Source organism: Embleya scabrispora, from assembly GCF_002024165.1.
GTDB classification, from domain to species: domain Bacteria; phylum Actinomycetota; class Actinomycetes; order Streptomycetales; family Streptomycetaceae; genus Embleya; species Embleya scabrispora_A.
Map to the genome: position 1 here is coordinate 1,635,014 of NZ_MWQN01000001.1, position 16,754 is coordinate 1,651,767.

Consider the following 16,754-nt stretch of genomic DNA (forward strand, 5'->3'; position numbering starts at 1 on the left):
CGCTCCATTCCCCGAAGCGGCCGTCACGATGGTCCCACGAGGGTCCGCGATCGGGCATCCGGGTTTTCGGCCGGTTCGCCCGAAGCGAACCGGGGCGCGGCCCGCCGCGGTTTCACGAGGTCAGCAGTCGGGCCTGCCCGACCTCGGTGCGCACCTTGATCTTGTGCGGCGACTGGTCGTTGCGCGAGACCTTGACGTCGCTGTCGCCTATCGCGGTGGACACATCCGTCGCGTACTGCTGCCCGCCGGGCACCCGCACCGTCGCCCGACCCGCGTCGGTCTTGGCGCTGACGTCGGTGGGCGCCTTGGTGAAGGTCATGTCGATCGAGCCCGCGCTCGTCTGTGCGGTCACCTTCGCCGAGGTGATCCCCTCGCCGTCGATCTTGCCCGCGCTGGTGTGCAGGTTGAGCGTCCCGGTCACATCGCGCAGCGTCACGTTGCCCGCGTCGGTGCGGATGTCGAGCGCGGCGCCGCCGCGCGGGATGGTCACCTCGTACGCCACGAAGCACGCCTTCTTGCTCGCGCAGTCGTAGTCCAGGACCAGTTGGCCGTTGCCGTCCACGTTGTGCGTGGTCGTCGGCGCGGTCTTGTCGTAATGCTGTTTCTCGGTCACCTTGACCACGTTGACGTCGCCCTCGGTCACCTTGACGTTGCCCGCCGCGCTGTCCACCTTGAGCGACTTCACGCTCTGCGAGACGTCGTAGGAGGTGGTCTTCTTCTCCGCGTCGTGGTCGGTGTCCACGTTGAACTCGCACGCGGTCAGGACCAGCGGAAGCGCGACGAGCGGGCCGAGCAGGGCCAGACGACGGTTGCGGGCAGCCATAAGGGTCTCCTTGGGTCGGGGCGGGGTACGCCGCCCGAACGCACGACCACTCCCCCGCTGTCCTCTTGCCCTCAAGGCTAGGAAGCACCCCTTGTTCCCCGCGTCGGTCCGGCGTCGGGTTGGCCGGCTCCTTCCCTGGCATGAGGCCACCCCGAGGCACTCCACCTCCAGGCAGGGCCCGCCTCGGGGTTGTCCCGGACCCCGGTACCGGGACCGGACGCGCCGGTCAGTGCGCCAGCCGGGCGCCCAACGCCGGTGCCAGCGCCGCGAATTCGGCCGACTCGGCCTCGTCGAGCACGGCATATGCGGCCGCCACCAGCTCGTCCGTGGTGTCCTCCGCGGCCCGTCGGCGTGCCGTCAGCTCGTCGGTGACCTGCGGAAACGGCTTGGTGTGGCCGTAGAACTCGAGGTAGGGGCTCGCCTCGGCCGCCTGCGCCTCGACGGCGGTCAGGCGGTGCGCGGCCAGGGCCAGGACGTGCAGGCCGCCGCGGTGCTCGCGCAGCGTCTGCAGGTTCTGCGCGAGCCGGGCGGGCGCATCATCCGCAAGAGGTACACCGCGCCAGGCCGAGTACAGCGGGGCCAGCGCGCCCAGGTCGTTGGCCCGCACGATCGTGGTGGTGATCTCCGCCAGCCGGGCCGCCTCCGGCAGGTCGGCGAGATGCTCGCGCCCCCAGTCGCGGGCGCATTGGGCGTACAGCGCGCCGATCCGCTCGGGCGGCGCGACCTTCCTGCCGCCCTGCCACAGCGGAAGCAGCGCGTCGGCGGTGAAGTGGTGGAACGCGGCGACCACCGCGGCGTCGTCGACGTCGCCGAGCACGCCGCCGCGGCCGGCGACGTAGAGCGTCACGCCGTCCAACCCCAGTTCGGCGCCGCGCGCGACGGTGTGCGGCGCGAAGAAGAACGCCCCGGCCGCCTGCACCGTCTTCTTGACCGCGCGGGTGGTTGCGCGTGCGGTGTCCATGCTGCTCATGCTCGTGTCTCCCCGGGGACGACCTTGCTTGACCATGTCAGGCAAGACCTATCACGGCGGATCGAACGAGCACAGGTGTTCGGACCCCGGTTCCGCGACGCCCGCACCCGGGGTCACAGGCGGGAGAGGTCGACCCGTCCCTCGGCGACGATCACGGCCGGGCCGGTCATCTCGATGTGCCCGTCCACCCGCTCGGTGATTCGCAGGCGCCCGCCGGGCACGTCCACCGTGTAGGTGACCGGCTCGCCGGTGACCGAGGGCTGCGCGCCGTCGGCCCGCGCCGCGGCGACCATCACCGCGCACGCGCCGGTGCCGCAGGACCGGGTCTCTCCCGAGCCGCGCTCGTGCACCCGCATCGCCACGTGGCCCGGCGCCCGGCGCACCACGAACTCGACGTTGACCCCGTGCGGATAGGCCCCCTCGGGCGTCACGGTCGGCGCGGTGTACAGGGTGCCCGCCTGGGCCAGGTCCTCGACGAAGACCACCGCGTGCGGGTTGCCCATGTCCACGTTGGTCGCCGGTCGCACCCGCCCCTCGACGTCGACCCCGATGCCCTCGGAACCGGGCAGCCGGGCCGGGCCCATGTCCACGGTGACCGGGCCCTCGGCGGACACGGTGACCGCCTTGACCCCGCCGCGCGTGGCCACCCGCAATTCGCCCGCCTCGGCCAGTCCGCGCTCGACCAGGAACCGTGCGAACACCCGCACGCCGTTGCCGCACATCTCCGCGATCGAGCCGTCGCCGTTGCGGTAGTCCATGAACCACTCGGCCTCGCCCGCCAGGTGCTCGGCGGCCGGGTCCTTGGCCGAGCGCACCACCCGGAGCACCCCGTCGCCGCCGATGCCCGCCCGCCGGTCGCACAGCGCGGCGACCTGCGCGGCGGACAGGTCGAGTTCGCCGTCGGCGTCCGGCACGATGACGAAGTCGTTCTCGGTGCCGTGCCCCTTGAAGAAGTGCAGAGTGCTCACCCCGCAATCCTAGGACGGGGCGGGACGGACCACGCGCGAGCGGCCTCGGCGGAGTACCGCCGAGGCCGCTCGCGCGGTTCATCGGCCCGTTATCGGTCCGGGTGCACCACGCCGGCCGCGCCGCCGCCCCGGCGGGTGGGTTCGGCCACCGCCTGGACGCGCCCGCCAGGCAGGAATTCCAGCGCCGCCGCGGCGCCGATCTCCGGGTTGGCCTTGAGTACATGCCCGCGTTGTTCCAGCGCCGTGCGCAACCACGCCGGCGCCCCCGGTTCGACCTCGGTGGCCGCGCCGTTGCGCTGCGACAGTCGCGGCGCCGCGACCGCCTGCGGCAGCGAGAGGCCACGATCGATCCGCTCGGTCAGCACCTGGAGCACGGTGGTGATGATGGTCGCCCCACCGGGAGAGCCAACCGCGATGAACGGCCGACCGTCGCGCAGCACGATCGTCGGCGACATGCTGCTGCGCGGCCGCTTCCCCGGCGCCGGCAGGTTGGGGTCGAACACGCCCGGGGTCAGCGGCGCGAAGTTGAAGTCGGTCAGTTCGTTGTTGAGCAGGAACCCGCGTCCGGGCACGGTGATCGCACTGCCCCCGGTCTGCTCGATGGTCAGCGTGTAGGAGACCACGTTGCCCCAGCGGTCGGCGGTGACCAGGTGCGTCGTGGACAACCCCTCGATCGGCTCGGTCGCCTCCGGCGTGCCGCTCGCCCGGCACCGCCGGTCGTACGGCGGCTTCGGGTCACCCGGCGGCACCGGGCTCACGGCGGCGTGGTCCGGGTCGATCAGGCACGCGCGTTCCTTGGCGAAACCGTCGGCGAGCAGGCCCTTGAGCGGCACGTCCACGAAGGCGGGGTCGCCCACGTAGCGGTTGCGGTCCGCGAAGGCCAGGCGCGACGCCTCCAGGTAGTGGTGCGTCGCGGCGACCTCGTCCTGCGCGCGCGGGTCGGTGGTCTCCAGGATGTTCAGCGCCTCGCCCACGGTGGACCCGCCCGACGAGGACGGCGCCATGCCGTAGACGTCCAGGCCCCGGTAGTCGAGGCGGGTCGGCCGCTGCTCCCGGATCCGGTAGTTCGCCAGGTCGCCGTTCTCGATCAGTCCCGGCCGGAACACCCGGTCGGCTCCCGGCGCCACCGGCGGTTGTTGCGCGGTGCGCACCACCTCGCGGCCGAGGCCGCCCCGGTAGAACCAGTCGACGCCGTTGCGACCGAGTTGCTCGTACGTGCGGGCCAGGTCCGGATTGCGGAACACGCTGCCCACGACCGGCGGTTGCCCGTTCGGCAGGAACAGTTGCGCGGTCGGCGTGATGTCGTCGAACCGGGACGCGTTCGCCGCGGTCTGGTCGTGGAACGTTTGGTCCACCACGAACCCGCGCTCGGCCAGTTGCCGAGCCGGCTCCAGCGCGGACCGCAGACTGGTCGTACCCCACGTGCGCAGCGCGGTGTTCCACGTCTGCGGCGTGCCGGGAACCCCGACCGAGAGCCCGGAGTTGACGCCCTGGTCGAACGGGATGGGCAACCCGGTGGCCGGGTCGAGGAAGGCGTCCTCCCGCATCTTCGCGGGTGCCGTCTCCCGCCCGTCCAGGGTGCGCACACTGCGGCTGCGCGCGTCGTAGTAGACGAAGTAGCCGCCCCCGCCGATCCCCGACGAGTACGGCTCGGTCACGCCCAGCGCGGCGGCCGTGGCCACCGCGGCGTCCACCGCGTTGCCGCCCCGGCGCAGCACGTCCAGGCCGATCCGGGTGGCGTCGGGATCGACGCTGGACACCGCGCCGCCCCACCCGGTGGCCACGGGTTGTTTGGCCGGCGCCTCCGCCGGCCCACCGGGCGACGCGGACGCCACTCCCGGGATGGTCATAGCGAGCCCCAGCGCCGCAACCGACGCCATGGCGCGACGAACCGAGCGAATCACGACCGCCTCCCCCGAACAGGTTCTGCGATGTCACGGACCCCCCACCGTGCCACGCCGGCCCCACCCGCAACACCCCCAAGTCCTCCACCCGGGACAAGGTTCACCCGGTTGTGCGCACCACCGCGCAGCAACCCGCTCTAGGAGGCGGCCACCTTCTCCAGGGCCGCTTCGAGCAGGTCGGCGCGGGTGTGGTCCAGCCATTCGATCCTCGGGTCGCGGCGGAACCAGGTGTCCTGGCGGCGGGCGAACCGGCGCGTGGTGCGGACCGTGTCCTCGCGGGCCTCCTCGTCGCCGCACTCGCCCGCGAGCATGCGCAGCACCTGGGCGTAGCCCAGCGCGCGCGAGGCGGTGCGGCCCTCGCGCAGCCCGACGCGTTCCAACTCGCGCACCTCCTCGACCAGGCCCGCCGCCCACATGCGGTCCACCCGCGCGGTGATCCGCTCGTCCAGCACCGAACGGGGCACGTCCACCCCGATCTGCACGCTGTCGTAGAGCGAGCGGTGGGTGGGAAGGGTCGCGGTGAACGGCCGCCCGGTCAGCTCGATGACCTCCAGGGCGCGCACGATCCGCCGGGCGTTGCCCGGCAGGATCGCCGCGGCGGCGGGCGGATCGGCGACCGCCAGGCGCGCGTGCAGCGGCCCGGGGCCCACCCGCTCGGCCTCGGCCTCCAGGCGGGCCCGGATCTTCGGGTCGGTGCCGGGAAACTCCAGGTCGTCGAGGACGGCGCGGACGTACAGACCCGACCCGCCGACCAGGATCGGGGTCCGCCCGCGCGCGAGCAGGTCCTCGACCACGGCCCGCGCGTCGCGTTGGTATTCGGCCACGCTGGCGGAGCTGGTCACCTCCCACACGTCGAGCAGGTGGTGCGGGACGCCGCCGCGCTCGGCGACGGTCAGCTTGGCGGTACCGATGTCCATGCCCCGGTAGAGCTGCATGGAGTCGGTATTGATCACCTCGCCGTCCAGCGCACGGGCCAAGGCGACCCCCAGATCGGACTTTCCGGCCGCGGTGGGACCGACGACGGCAATGACACGGGGACTCACCCCCCAAGTCTGCCGGATCGCCGACCGGTCGCCGCGCACGGCGGTGTGCGGCGGCGCCCGTCCCGGCACGCGCCGGCGGGCCCGCGCCGTCGCTCGTTGCGGTACGGCCGCGCGCGAGGTCGTGACCGGCCACGTTCGCTCTCGTTGAGTTCGGACACAGACATACGGCCAAGGAGCAATCGTGAGTGTTTTCGACTGGTTCAAGCGGCGCCCCGACACGACGGAGACGGGCGGCTCGTGCTGCTCGGGGAACACGGCGGGCACGGACACCGCCACGCTCGTCGAGGACCGGCCCGGGACACCGGCAGAGGCGCACGCCGCGACCGGGCCCGGCGAACCGGTCGCCGCCCCGGCACCCCCGACCGCCGGGGACACGGTCGTCGCGGCGGACGCGGCACAAGCCCCGGAGGAACCCGACGCGGGTGTCGCCCACGACGCCGAGGCCGAGAACGCGCCGGCCGAGACCGGTGACGGCACGCGCGAGGCGGCCGGCAAGCAGCCCGCGGCGGCATCCGGCGCGTGAGTCGGACAGCGGGCGGCGGTCACCGGATCCGGTGACCGCCGCCCGTCGCGTTCACGACGGCGCGTGCACCGGGGCGCCACGGGAGCACCGCCGGCCCGCGGCCCCCGCCCGCCGGGCGTCAAGTGTCGGGCGTCGGGCGTCGGCCGTCAGGACCACAGCGCCACGAAATACCCCACGCCATAGGGCGCTTCGTCGTACAGCAGCCGCCCGCTCCGGCCCGGCCCCGCCGCCCCGGCCAACACCTGGAGCGCCGGTCGGCCCGCCACCCACAGCTCCTCCGCGAGCGCCGGGTCGAGCGCCGCCAGAGCCGCCGGGTCGGCCGTGTCCAGTGCCGCCGCGAGCGCGACGTCGTACTGCTCGGCGCGCGCGTCGAGGTAGCCGGGGGCCTTCTCGGTCCGGCACGCGGACCCGTCGCCCACCACCAGGAGCGCCACCCGATCCGCTCCCGCGACCAGCTCGGCGCCCCGCGTCGCACAGCGCACCGGATCGGCGTCGGCGGCGATCACCACGCCGGACACCGGGCTCGGCGCGGTGCCCGCGGCGACCCGGTCGGCGGCCCACGGGGAACGGCCGAGCAGCCACGCGCCGACGGCCAGCGCGGGCGGCAGTTCGTGGTCCGCGCCGCCGCCCAGGACGACCTCCAGGTCGACCCCGTACCGCGCGAAGGAGCCGACCCCGCCGTCGCCGAGGGTCGCCTCGACGGGGCCCGCGCCCACCACCACCAACCGGTCCGGCGCACTCGCGGCCAGCGCGGCCAGCGCCTGATCGCACGCCGCGCGCAGCGCGTCCAACTCCGCTACGGCCCCGCGGGCCAACTCGGGCACGATCATCGGGGGGCACGGGACTACCGCGGCGGCTACGAGCATTCAGGGAGAGTACTAAGCGGCCGCCGCGACGCCTCCCGGGTCGCATGATGGGATGGATCACATGCGTGAACTGATGCTGGTGCGACACGGTGAGACCGAGTGGAGCAGGTCCGGGCGGCACACGGGGCTGACCGACATCCCGCTCACGCCCGAGGGGGAGAAGCAGGCGAAGGCGGTGGCCGACCTGCTCGCCGGACGCGAGTTCGGGTTGACCCTGGTGAGCCCGCTGGGCCGGGCCCGGCGGACCGCCGAACTGGCGGGGATCACCGGTGCGAGCTTGGAACCCGACCTGGTCGAGTGGGACTACGGCGGCTACGAGGGCATCACCACGGATGAGATCCGCGAGCGGGTGCCGGGCTGGGTGGTGTGGCGCGACGGGGTGGTCCCCGGCGACGCGGCGCACCCGGGCGAGTCGATCGCCGACGTGGGCCGGCGGGTGGACCGGGTGCTGGAGAAGGTGCGTCCGGTGCTGGCGCGCGGCGAGGACGCGGTGCTGGTCGCGCACGGCCACCTGCTCCGGGTGCTCACCGCCCGCTGGCTGGGCCTGCCGCCCGAGGACGGCCGGCTGTTCCGCTTGGAGACCGCCCGGCTGTCCACCCTCGGCTACGAGCGCGAACAGCCGGCGATGCTCGGCTGGAACGTGTCCTGACCGACGCGAACGCGGCCCGACCGGTCAGTCGCGACAACCCGCCGTCGCGGCCGGCGCCCCCACCGTGACCGGGGCGCCGACACTCGGCATCCCGAGCAGGACGCCCGGGGTCGGCGCGGGAGTCGCGGTGCGGCGCTCCCACGCGTCGCCCGCGCGGGTGCGCCGGATGGCGAGCGGGGGGCGCTCGGCCAGCAGGTGGTGCGGCGCCGCGTAGGTGATCTCGACCGAGACCATGTCGCCGGGCCGCACCCCCTCGGCGGGCCGCTCGAAGTGCACGAGCCGGTTGTCCGGGGCGCGCCCGGACAACCGCGCGGTGTCGTGGTCCTTGCGGCCCTCGCCCTCGGCGACCAGCACCTCCAGGGTGCGACCGACCTGGGTGCGGTTCTCCGCCCAGGAGATCTCCTCCTGGAGCGCGAGCAGCCGCTGGTAGCGCTCGGTGACCACTTCCTTGGGCACCTGGCCGTCCATCGTGGCGGCGGGGGTGCCGGGGCGCTTGGAGTACTGGAAGGTGAACGCCGCGGCGAAGCGGGCCTCGCGCACCGTGTGCAGGGTCTGCTCGAAGTCCTCGTCGGTCTCCCCGGGGAAGCCCACGATGATGTCGGTGGAGATGGCCGCGTCGGGCATCGCCGCGCGCACCCGCTCGATGATCCCCAGGTAGCGGTCCTGGCGGTAGGAGCGGCGCATCGCCCGCAACATCGTGTCGGACCCGGACTGCAGCGGCATGTGCAGCTGGTGCATGACGTTCGGCGTCTCGGCCATCGCGGCGATCACGTCGTCGGTGAAGTCGCGCGGGTGCGGCGAGGTGAAGCGCACCCGCTCCAGGCCGTCGATCCGGCCGCACGAGCGGAGCAGCTTGGAGAACGCCTCGCGGTCGCCCATGTCGGAGCCGTACGCGTTGACGTTCTGACCGAGCAGGGTGACCTCGATCACGCCCTCGCCGACCAGCGTCTCGATCTCCGCGAGCACGTCGCCGGGGCGGCGGTCCTTCTCCTTGCCGCGCAGCGCGGGCACGATGCAGAACGTGCAGGTGTTGTTGCAGCCCACCGAGATCGCCACCCAGGCCGCGTAGGCCGACTCGCGGCGGGTGGGCAGCGTGGAGGGGAACACGTCGAGCGATTCCAGGATCTCGACCTGGGCCTCCTGCGCGACGCGGGCCCGCTCCAGGAGCACCGGCAGCGAACCGACGTTGTGCGTGCCGAAGACCACGTCGACCCACGGCGCCTTGCGCACGATGGTGTCCCGGTCCTTTTGCGCGAGGCAGCCGCCGACGGCGATCTGCATGCCGGGGCGTTCGGCCTTCGCGGGCGCGAGATGGCCCAGATTCCCGTACAGCTTGTTGTCCGCGTTCTCCCGCACGGCGCACGTGTTGAAGACGACCACGTCGGCCTGCTCCCCCTTGGGCACGCGGACGTAGCCCGCCTCCTCGAGGAGGCCGGACAGCCGCTCGGAGTCGTGGACGTTCATCTGGCACCCGTAGGTGCGGACCTCATAGCTTCGCGCAGTCATAACACCCGACAGGGTACGGGGTTTGCTTCCTCGCGTGTGTGGCCGACCTCCATGGCAATATCGCCGCCGTGCCCTCCTTGCCGTTCCTCCCCGTTTCCCTGCGCGACGCCTACGCGCGACGCCCCCGGCTGGTGCAGGCCGGGGTGGCGACGCTGCTGCTGTTCTGCCTGGTCGGGGGCTACCTGGTGCTCGGCAAGGACGACCGGCGGGCGCCGAGCGGGCCGGTCTCGATGGCCACCGGGGTGCCGATGGGGGTGTACCACCGCTACGGCGAACTGCTGCGGCCCCGGTTGTCCGCGGACCTGGGCGTGCGGGTGAGTGTGGACGCCAGCGGGGGGTCGGTGGAGAACCTGCGTCGGGTGGTCGCGGGCGCGAACACCTTCGGCATCTCCACCGCCGACGCGGTGGCGGATCTGGGTCCGGGCGACCGGGACCAGTTGCGCGCGGTGGCGCGGCTGTACGACGACTACGTGCAACTCGTGGTGCCGGTCGGCTCACCGGTGCAGAAGATCACCGACCTGCGCGGACGTCGGGTGGTGGTCGGGCTGCCCGGCTCGGGAGTGGAGTTGATCACTCGCCGGCTGTTCAGCGAGGTGGGCATGAGCGACATGGAGCAGGCCATCACCCCGGTGCGGATCGGCATCGGCGAGGCCACCGAGCGGCTCAGGGACGGCACCGTCGACGCGTTCTTCTGGTCCGGCGGGCTGCCCACCGGAGCGGTCTCCGATCTGGCCGAGCACTGGCAGGTGCGGCTGGTGCAACTCGGCGACCTCGCGGGCAAGCTGCGCGATCGATACGGGCCGGTGTACCGCGAGGCGGTGGTGCCGGCCGACGCCTACCCCGGCGGGACCGAGACGCCGACCATCGCGGTGCCGAATCTGCTGGTCACCCGGGCGTCGCAGGATCCGGAGCTGATCAGGCGGGTGACCGAGACGGTGATGGAGAACCGCGAGGCGATCGGACGCGAGGTGCACGCCGCCCAGTTGGTCGACCCGAGAACGGCGATCTTCACCGATCCGCTGCCGCTGCATACGGGCGCGCTGCGGTGGTACCGATCGGTGAAACCCTGATGGGACAGATCGTGATGCCCAGGGCGTCGCGCGAACGGCTTCGATGGCACATGCTGGGTCGTGTCATCGTGTTCGGGACCGACATCTACGCTCTGAGCCTGTGGGCCAGACCGTGCGCGGTCCCCGAACCGACGCCGTGAGCCGACCGGGGGGAAGGCCGCAGCATGGTCAGGAAGGCCCGCTTGCTCGGGAGGAGGGTGCGACCGCGGTGTCCGAGGGGGAGATCGGCCGAATACTGAACGATCGTTACCGGCTGAGCCGCAGTCTCGGCCGAGGCGGTATGGGCGAGGTCTGGCTGGCCGTCGACACCGCCCTCGGTCGCGAGGTCGCGATCAAGGAACTGCTGCTGCCCAAGTCGCTGGACGCGGGATCCCAGCGTTCCTGGCTGGAGCGCAGCAAGCGCGAGGCAATCGCGGCGGCCCGTATTCGCCACGAGAACGTGGTGACGGTGCACGACGTCTTCGAGGAAGACGGTTTGCCGTGGATCGTCATGGAATTGGTGATTTCGCGGTCGTTGGCCGACGTGATCCGCGCGGAGGGTCGACTCGACCACGCCGAGGCGGCCCGGATCGGCTTGGACGTCCTGCGGGCGTTGCGCGCCGCGCACGCCAAGGGTGTGCTGCACCGCGACGTGAAGCCGGCCAACGTCCTGCTCGGCATGGACGGCCGGGTGGTGCTCACCGATTTCGGCATCGCCACCTTCGTCGACGCGCCCCAGGTGACCCAGTTCGGCGAACTGCTCGGCACGCCGGGCTATCTGGCACCCGAGCGCGCGGAACAGTTCGCCCGGTCCCGGCCGAGCGTGCTCACCGACGACGCGAACGGGGACCACACCCTCGCCGACCGGCCGGACGTGCTCGATCCCGCCTCCGACCTGTGGTCGCTGGGCGCGACGCTGTACGAAATGGTCGAGGGCATGGCCCCGTTCAGCCGGGCCTCGCCGGTGGAGGTCGTGGACGCGGTGGTCAACGCGCCGCCCGCGCCGCCCCGGCACGCCGGCCCGCTGGAGTCGGTGATCATGGGCCTGTTGCGCAAGGACCCGACCCGGCGCCTGGACGCCAAGGAGACCGACGCGCTGCTGACCCGGGTGGTTCAGGACTCGGTACCGGTGACCTGGGGCGGCGATCCGCTGCCCCGCCGCGCGGATCGGGACGAGGACGTCGACGCGACCTTCGCGGGCGAGCCGCCGGCCGGCGCGCCGCCCGCGCGCCCGGCGCGCCGGTCCCGCCGCTGGTGGCGGCGCACCCGCGTCGCACTGCCCGCCGCGCTGGCCTTCCTGCTGGTCGCGGTCGGGGTGTCGTGGCTGGCGGTGGAGAACAACCGGGCCGAGGGCGGCACGCACGAGGCCGACCCGCTCGCGAACCTGCGCAAGAACTCGCCGACCTACCGGGAGATGGTGGCCCGGGGTCGGGTGATCATCGGGGTCAAGCCCGACCAGCCGGGGTGGAGCGTGCGCACCGGCGAGCAGGCGTATCAGGGCTTCGACGACGACGTGGCCCTGATGATCGCCGAGGACCTGGGGTTCAAGGACCGCGTCACGTTCATGGACGTGGAGACGCAGAACCGCGAGTACCGGATCACCAGCGGTCAGGTCGACCTGGTCGTGGCGAGCTACACGATCAACGCGCTCCGCGCGCAGAAGGTCTCCTTCGCCGGGCCGTACTACATCGCCGGACAGGACTTCCTGGTCCGCACCGACGATCCCCAGGTCAACGGCCCCGAGGACCTCGCGCACAGCTCCGTGTGCGTGGTGCGCGAGTCGACCTCCGCGCTGCGCATCCGCGGCGAGTTCCCGACCATGCGGGTCGAGGAGCGCGGCAAGTATTCGGAGTGTGTGGACGAGTTGCTGGCCGGCAGGGTGCGCGGGGTGAGCACCGACGACGCGATCCTGTCCGGCTTCGTCGTGCAGCACCCGGGCGCGCTGCGGATCCTGGGCCGGCCGTTCTCCGACGAGCCGTACGGAGTGGGCCTGAGCAAGGGCGACGTGGCGCTCGCCGAGGCCGTGTGCGGCGCGCTGAACCGGCACATCGCCAACGGCGACTGGCAGCGCGCCTACGACGCGCGGTTGCGCCCGCTGGGCCTGCCGCAGCCCCGCGCGCCGCAGTGCCGGGTGAACGAGTAGGCCGCCGACCGGGACGGGCCCGCGTCCGCCTTCCCAGCGGCCGGGCCCGCGCGGGTCGACCGGACGCGGTTTCGGCGCCGGGTGGATCACATCTCGCGCGGCACCGGTTCAGTCGGCCCTGGGGACCGTCAGCGTGACGGTGAGGCCGCCGCCCTCGCGCGCGGCGAAGTCGATCGTGCCGCCGCTCGCGGCCAGCAGCGTGCGGGCGATGGACAGGCCCAGTCCGGAGCCGTCCACGTTCTGGTGCCGGGGGCTGCGCCAGAAGCGGTCGCCCACCCGGCGCATCTCCTCGAACGTGAGCCCGGGACCGCGGTCGCTGACCCGGATCTCCACCTCGCCGCCCACCGCCGCGCACGCGACCGTGATCGTGCTGTCCTCGGGGGCGAACTTGAGCGCGTTGTCCAGGATCGCGTCCAGCGCGCTGCCGAGCGTGACCGGGTCCACGTTGCCCGTCAACGCGAGCGGGCCCTCCTGCGCGAACCGCCGGGCGCGCGAGCGGGCCAGGGTCTGCCAGGCGTCCACCCGCTCGTGCACCAGCGCCGCCACGTCCACGGCCCGGGCGGACGGGCGCGCGTTCTCGGCCAACGCCAATTCGAGCAGTTCGTCCAACACGCGGGTGAGCCGACGGCCCTCGTCCCGCACCCCCTCCAGCGTCTCGCCGTGTCCCGGCGGCAACGACAGGCCCAGTTCCTCGATCCGCAGGAGCAGCGCGGACAGCGGGTTGCGCAACTGGTGCGAGGCGTCGGCGGCGAACGCCCGCTGCTGGTCCACCACGGTCTCCACGTGGTCCGCCATCTCGTTGAACGACCGTGCCAGGCGCCGCAGTTCCGGCGGCCCCTGGGCGCCGGCCACGCGCGCCCCGAGCCGGCCGGTGGCGATCTCGTGGGTCACCGAGTCGAGCACCCGCACCGGGCGCAGCACCCAGCCGGTCAGCCGGGTCGCGAGCAGCAACGCGGCCAGTACCGCGACCACTTCGCCGGCGAACAGAATCAGCCACACCCGCTGGATCTTCGAGCGCATCCGGCCGGTCGGCGAGTCGGTGAGCACCACCGCCACCACGTCGCCCCGGTGGATCACCGGCACCGCCACCACGATGCGATCACGCTGCCAGGGCCATACCTGTCCGGGGTCGTCGCTGCGCCGTCCGGCCAGCGCCTCGGTGAACGCGGGCGAGCGCGGATCGACCCGAAATCCCTGACGGGACACGGCGATCGGCTGGCCGCGCCGGTCGAAGGCGCCGACCCGGATGCCGTAGACGGCCTCGTAGCGCTCCAGCTCGGACCGGAGCATGTCGAGGTCGACGGCGTCCGGTCCGGGCGGCACGCCGCTCTCGGTCTGCGCGCGCAGCGTGTCCGAGACCACGGTCAGCTGGGTGTCCGAAACGAAGCGGGTGAGATCGTCCACGCGATCCCGGATCAGCTCCTGCTGATGCGCGGCGGCACGGGAGATGGCCAACGGGATGCCGAGGGCGATCAGCACCGCGGTCATCAGGGCGAGGAGCAATGCGAGCAGGCGGGTGCGCACGGGAACCGGTGACGATCCTTCGGGAAGCCGGTGGGATCAGGCCTCGGGGACGACACGGTAGCCCACGCCGCGCACCGTCTCGACGATCGCCGGGTTGCCGAGCTTGGAGCGCAGCGACGCGACGTGCACCTCCAGGGTGCGATTGTTGCCCGCCCAGCTGGTGTGCCAGACCTCGCTGATGATCTGTTCGCGGCGAAAGACCACGCCCGGACGTTGGGCGAGGAGGGCGAGCAGGTCGAACTCCTTGCGGGTGAGCACCACGTCGACGCCGCCGACGGCGACCCGCCGGGTGGCCGGGTCCAGTTCGATGCCGCCGGGCCCCTTGGCGGCCGGCGGGGTCTCCGCGGCGGGCGCGTCGCTGCGCGTACGCCTGCTCACCGCGTGAATTCGGGCCAGAAGTTCGCCGATGTCGTAGGGCTTGGTGACGTAGTCGTCGGCGCCCAGGTTCAACCCGTGTATCCGGGATCGGATGTCCGCCCGCGCGGTCACCATGATCACCGGGACGTCGCACAGCCTGCGGATCCGGCTGCACACCTCGAAACCGTCGTGGTCGGGCAGCGACAGGTCCAAAAGCACCACGTCGGGCACGTCGTCGAGCGCGGCGAGGGCCTCCTCGCCCGTGGTCGCGTGTCGCACGGTGAATCCGTGTCGGCCCAGCACCGCGCGTAGCGGCGCGGCGACGCGCAGGTCGTCCTCAACGAGCAGGAGGCGCACGTGGTTCCTCACATCTGACGGTCCGTTACCGACTCTTGACCTCAAGACAAGCTCAAGTGCACTGACTGGAGGGGTGCTGCCTGCCTTAGTGTCACGCACCACCCGGCCTCGCCGGGAGCCCTCGAACCCACCTGCCACCCGGTCGCGCAAAAAGATACGGGACGACTCTGGACGGAGCCCGCCATCGTGACGACGGATGCCTCTGACACCACACCGAAGCCGCCGGTGCTCACCAAGAGCGAAGTCGGCAAGGACGCCGTCCACCCCGGCGCACCCCTTGTCGTCTTGGAGAACGTCAACAAGCACTTCGGCGCCCTGCACGTGCTGCAGGACATCGACCTGACCATCCACAAGGGCGAGGTCGTCGTCGTCATCGGTCCGTCCGGATCGGGCAAGTCGACCCTGTGCCGCACGATCAACCGCCTGGAGGCGATCGACGGCGGCCGGATCACCATCGACGGCGCCCTGCTGCCGCAGGAGGGCCGCGAGCTGGCCCGGCTGCGCTCCGACGTGGGCATGGTGTTCCAGTCGTTCAACCTGTTCGCGCACAAGACCGTGCTGCAGAACGTCACGCTCGGCCCGCTCAAGGTCCGCCGCGAGAAGGCCGAGGTGGTCACCCGGCGCGCACACGAACTGCTCGACCGGGTCGGTGTGGGCAGCCAGGCGGACAAGTACCCCGCCCAGCTCTCCGGTGGCCAGCAGCAGCGCGTCGCGATCGCCCGCGCGCTGGCCATGGAGCCCAAGGTGATGCTCTTCGACGAGCCCACCTCGGCGCTCGACCCGGAGATGATCAACGAGGTCCTGGAGGTCATGCGCGACCTGGCCCGCGAGGGCATGACGATGGTCGTGGTGACCCACGAGATGGGCTTCGCGCGCTCCGCCGCGAACCGGGTGATCTTCATGGCCGACGGCCGCATCGTCGAGGAGAACACGCCCGAGGAGTTCTTCAGCAACCCGCGCAGCGACCGGGCCCGGGACTTCCTCTCCAAGATCCTGCACCACTGAGCGCGCCGTCGGGCGCCCCCAGCCCGCCCGACGCACGCAACTCCCGCTCCGCAGCCCGTGGTTCGGCTGCCGCCAGGCCTGTTCACCTTTTTCGAAGGACGTTGATCATGAAGATGCGCTCATCCGTGGCCGTCGCCGGCATCGCCGTGCTCGCCCTGTTCGGCACCGCGTGTGGCAAGGACGGTTCGCCCGAGGCCAAGACTCCGGCCGGCTCGACCGGCGGTTCGCAAGGTGCCCCCGGCGCGCCCGGCGGTGCCGCGCCCGAACTGCCCACCTATACGCCCAAGACGGGTGTGGCGCTCACCGGTTCGAAGACGTTCGACGCGGCCAAGTCGCGCGGCAAGCTGATCGTCGGCGCCAAGGAGGACCAGCCCTTCCTCGGCTCCAAGGACCCGGCCACCGGCAAGGTCTCCGGGTTCGACATCGAGATCGCCAAGATGATCGCGGCCGACCTCGGCTTCGGCCCGGACAAGATCGAGTTCAAGGCGATCGCCTCGACCAACCGGGAAAACGCCCTGGTCAACGGCGACATCGACTACTACGTCGGCACCTACAGCATCAACGACAAGCGTAAGCAGCAGGTGTCCTTCGCGGGTCCGTACTACATCGCCGGCCAGTCCCTCCTGGTCCGCAAGAACGAGACCGCGATCACCGGCAAGGACACCATCAAGGGCAAGACGGTCTGCTCGGCGAAGGGTTCGACCCCGCTGCAGAACCTCCAGGCCAACTTCCCCGACACCACCACCCGGGTCTTCGACACCTACTCGCTGTGTGTCGAGAGCCTGCTCTCCAACCAGGTCGACGCGGTCTCCACCGACGACGCGATCCTCAAGGGCTACGCGGCCAAGGACCCGAAGTCGCTCAAGGTGGTCGGCGAGCCCTTCACCACCGAGAACTACGGCGTCGGCCTGAACAAGGACGACTCGGTCTTCCGCAACGCGGTCAGCGACGCCCTCGAGGCGCACGAGAAGAACGGCGACTGGAAGAAGGCGTACGACGCCACCCTGGGCCTGTCCGGCTCGGCGGCCCCGGCCATCCCGGCGCTCGTCCGCTACTGATCGTCCGCA

At 72.1% G+C, this 16,754-nt stretch carries 15 protein-coding genes; 6 read left to right on the plus strand and 9 right to left on the minus strand.

What is annotated here, in order from left to right; translation table 11 throughout:
* Positions 1–112 precede the first annotated feature (112 nt).
* From B4N89_RS07110 to miaA, 5 genes are all read right to left on the minus strand, one after another.
* Positions 113–823 carry a DUF4097 family beta strand repeat-containing protein gene (locus B4N89_RS07110; RefSeq protein ID WP_161500655.1) on the minus strand — a complete coding sequence of 237 codons (711 nt, stop codon included), beginning with the start codon at positions 821–823 and terminating at the stop codon, positions 113–115.
* Between the two features lie 226 nt (positions 824–1,049).
* Positions 1,050–1,793, minus strand: coding sequence for an SCO6745 family protein (locus tag B4N89_RS07115; RefSeq protein WP_143657882.1), 744 nt, complete (start codon positions 1,791–1,793; stop codon positions 1,050–1,052).
* 113 nt (positions 1,794–1,906) lie between these two features.
* Entirely contained in the window at positions 1,907–2,761 is an 855-nt protein-coding gene (dapF, locus tag B4N89_RS07120) for a diaminopimelate epimerase (RefSeq protein ID WP_078975009.1), read from the minus strand.
* Between the two features lie 89 nt (positions 2,762–2,850).
* On the minus strand, positions 2,851–4,611 hold the full coding sequence (gene ggt, locus B4N89_RS07125; protein ID WP_235618504.1) for a gamma-glutamyltransferase: 1,761 nt from the start codon (positions 4,609–4,611) through the stop codon (positions 2,851–2,853).
* Positions 4,612–4,802: 191 nt separating this feature from the next.
* Positions 4,803–5,708, minus strand: coding sequence for a tRNA (adenosine(37)-N6)-dimethylallyltransferase MiaA (gene miaA / locus B4N89_RS07130; protein WP_101897257.1), 906 nt, complete (start codon positions 5,706–5,708; stop codon positions 4,803–4,805).
* A gap of 181 nt (positions 5,709–5,889) precedes the next feature.
* Here miaA and B4N89_RS07135 point away from each other — a divergent pair, with 181 nt between their 5' ends.
* Complete coding sequence (locus tag B4N89_RS07135) at positions 5,890–6,231, plus strand: hypothetical protein (protein WP_078975011.1); 342 nt, start codon at positions 5,890–5,892, stop codon at positions 6,229–6,231.
* A 146-nt stretch (positions 6,232–6,377) separates the two neighbouring features.
* On the opposite strand, the gene B4N89_RS07140 is transcribed toward B4N89_RS07135, so the two are convergent.
* On the minus strand, positions 6,378–7,097 hold the full coding sequence (locus B4N89_RS07140) for a hypothetical protein (protein WP_078975012.1): 720 nt from the start codon (positions 7,095–7,097) through the stop codon (positions 6,378–6,380).
* Positions 7,098–7,158: 61 nt separating this feature from the next.
* Between B4N89_RS07140 and B4N89_RS07145 the strand changes: the two genes are divergently transcribed.
* The gene (locus B4N89_RS07145) at positions 7,159–7,746 is read left to right on the plus strand and encodes a histidine phosphatase family protein (protein ID WP_078979169.1); all 588 of its coding nucleotides are present in this window, start codon (positions 7,159–7,161) and stop codon (positions 7,744–7,746) included.
* Between the two features lie 24 nt (positions 7,747–7,770).
* Here B4N89_RS07145 and miaB read toward each other — a convergent pair whose 3' ends face one another.
* Entirely contained in the window at positions 7,771–9,252 is a 1,482-nt protein-coding gene (miaB, locus tag B4N89_RS07150; RefSeq protein WP_078975013.1) for a tRNA (N6-isopentenyl adenosine(37)-C2)-methylthiotransferase MiaB, read from the minus strand.
* Positions 9,253–9,320: 68 nt separating this feature from the next.
* Between miaB and B4N89_RS07155 the strand changes: the two genes are divergently transcribed.
* A complete protein-coding gene (locus B4N89_RS07155; RefSeq protein ID WP_235618505.1) occupies positions 9,321–10,322 on the plus strand; it encodes a TAXI family TRAP transporter solute-binding subunit in 1,002 nt (333 codons plus the stop codon).
* 208 nt (positions 10,323–10,530) lie between these two features.
* Positions 10,531–12,444: a bifunctional serine/threonine-protein kinase/glutamate ABC transporter substrate-binding protein gene (locus B4N89_RS07160; protein WP_161500656.1), complete on the plus strand. Its 1,914-nt coding sequence runs from the start codon at positions 10,531–10,533 to the stop codon at positions 12,442–12,444.
* A gap of 108 nt (positions 12,445–12,552) precedes the next feature.
* Here the strand turns inward: B4N89_RS07160 and B4N89_RS07165 are convergent, their stop codons facing one another.
* Together B4N89_RS07165 and B4N89_RS07170 are read right to left on the minus strand one after the other, a co-directional pair.
* Positions 12,553–13,968, minus strand: coding sequence for a sensor histidine kinase (locus B4N89_RS07165; RefSeq protein ID WP_078975015.1), 1,416 nt, complete (start codon positions 13,966–13,968; stop codon positions 12,553–12,555).
* Between the two features lie 36 nt (positions 13,969–14,004).
* Positions 14,005–14,682, minus strand: coding sequence for a response regulator transcription factor (locus B4N89_RS07170; protein WP_078975016.1), 678 nt, complete (start codon positions 14,680–14,682; stop codon positions 14,005–14,007).
* 225 nt (positions 14,683–14,907) lie between these two features.
* Here B4N89_RS07170 and B4N89_RS07175 point away from each other — a divergent pair, with 225 nt between their 5' ends.
* Positions 14,908–15,687, plus strand: a complete 780-nt coding sequence (locus B4N89_RS07175) for an amino acid ABC transporter ATP-binding protein (RefSeq protein WP_078975017.1) — start codon at positions 14,908–14,910, stop codon at positions 15,685–15,687.
* Positions 15,688–15,794: 107 nt separating this feature from the next.
* Positions 15,795–16,745: a glutamate ABC transporter substrate-binding protein gene (locus B4N89_RS07180; protein ID WP_078975018.1), complete on the plus strand. Its 951-nt coding sequence runs from the start codon at positions 15,795–15,797 to the stop codon at positions 16,743–16,745.
* Positions 16,746–16,754 lie beyond the last annotated feature (9 nt).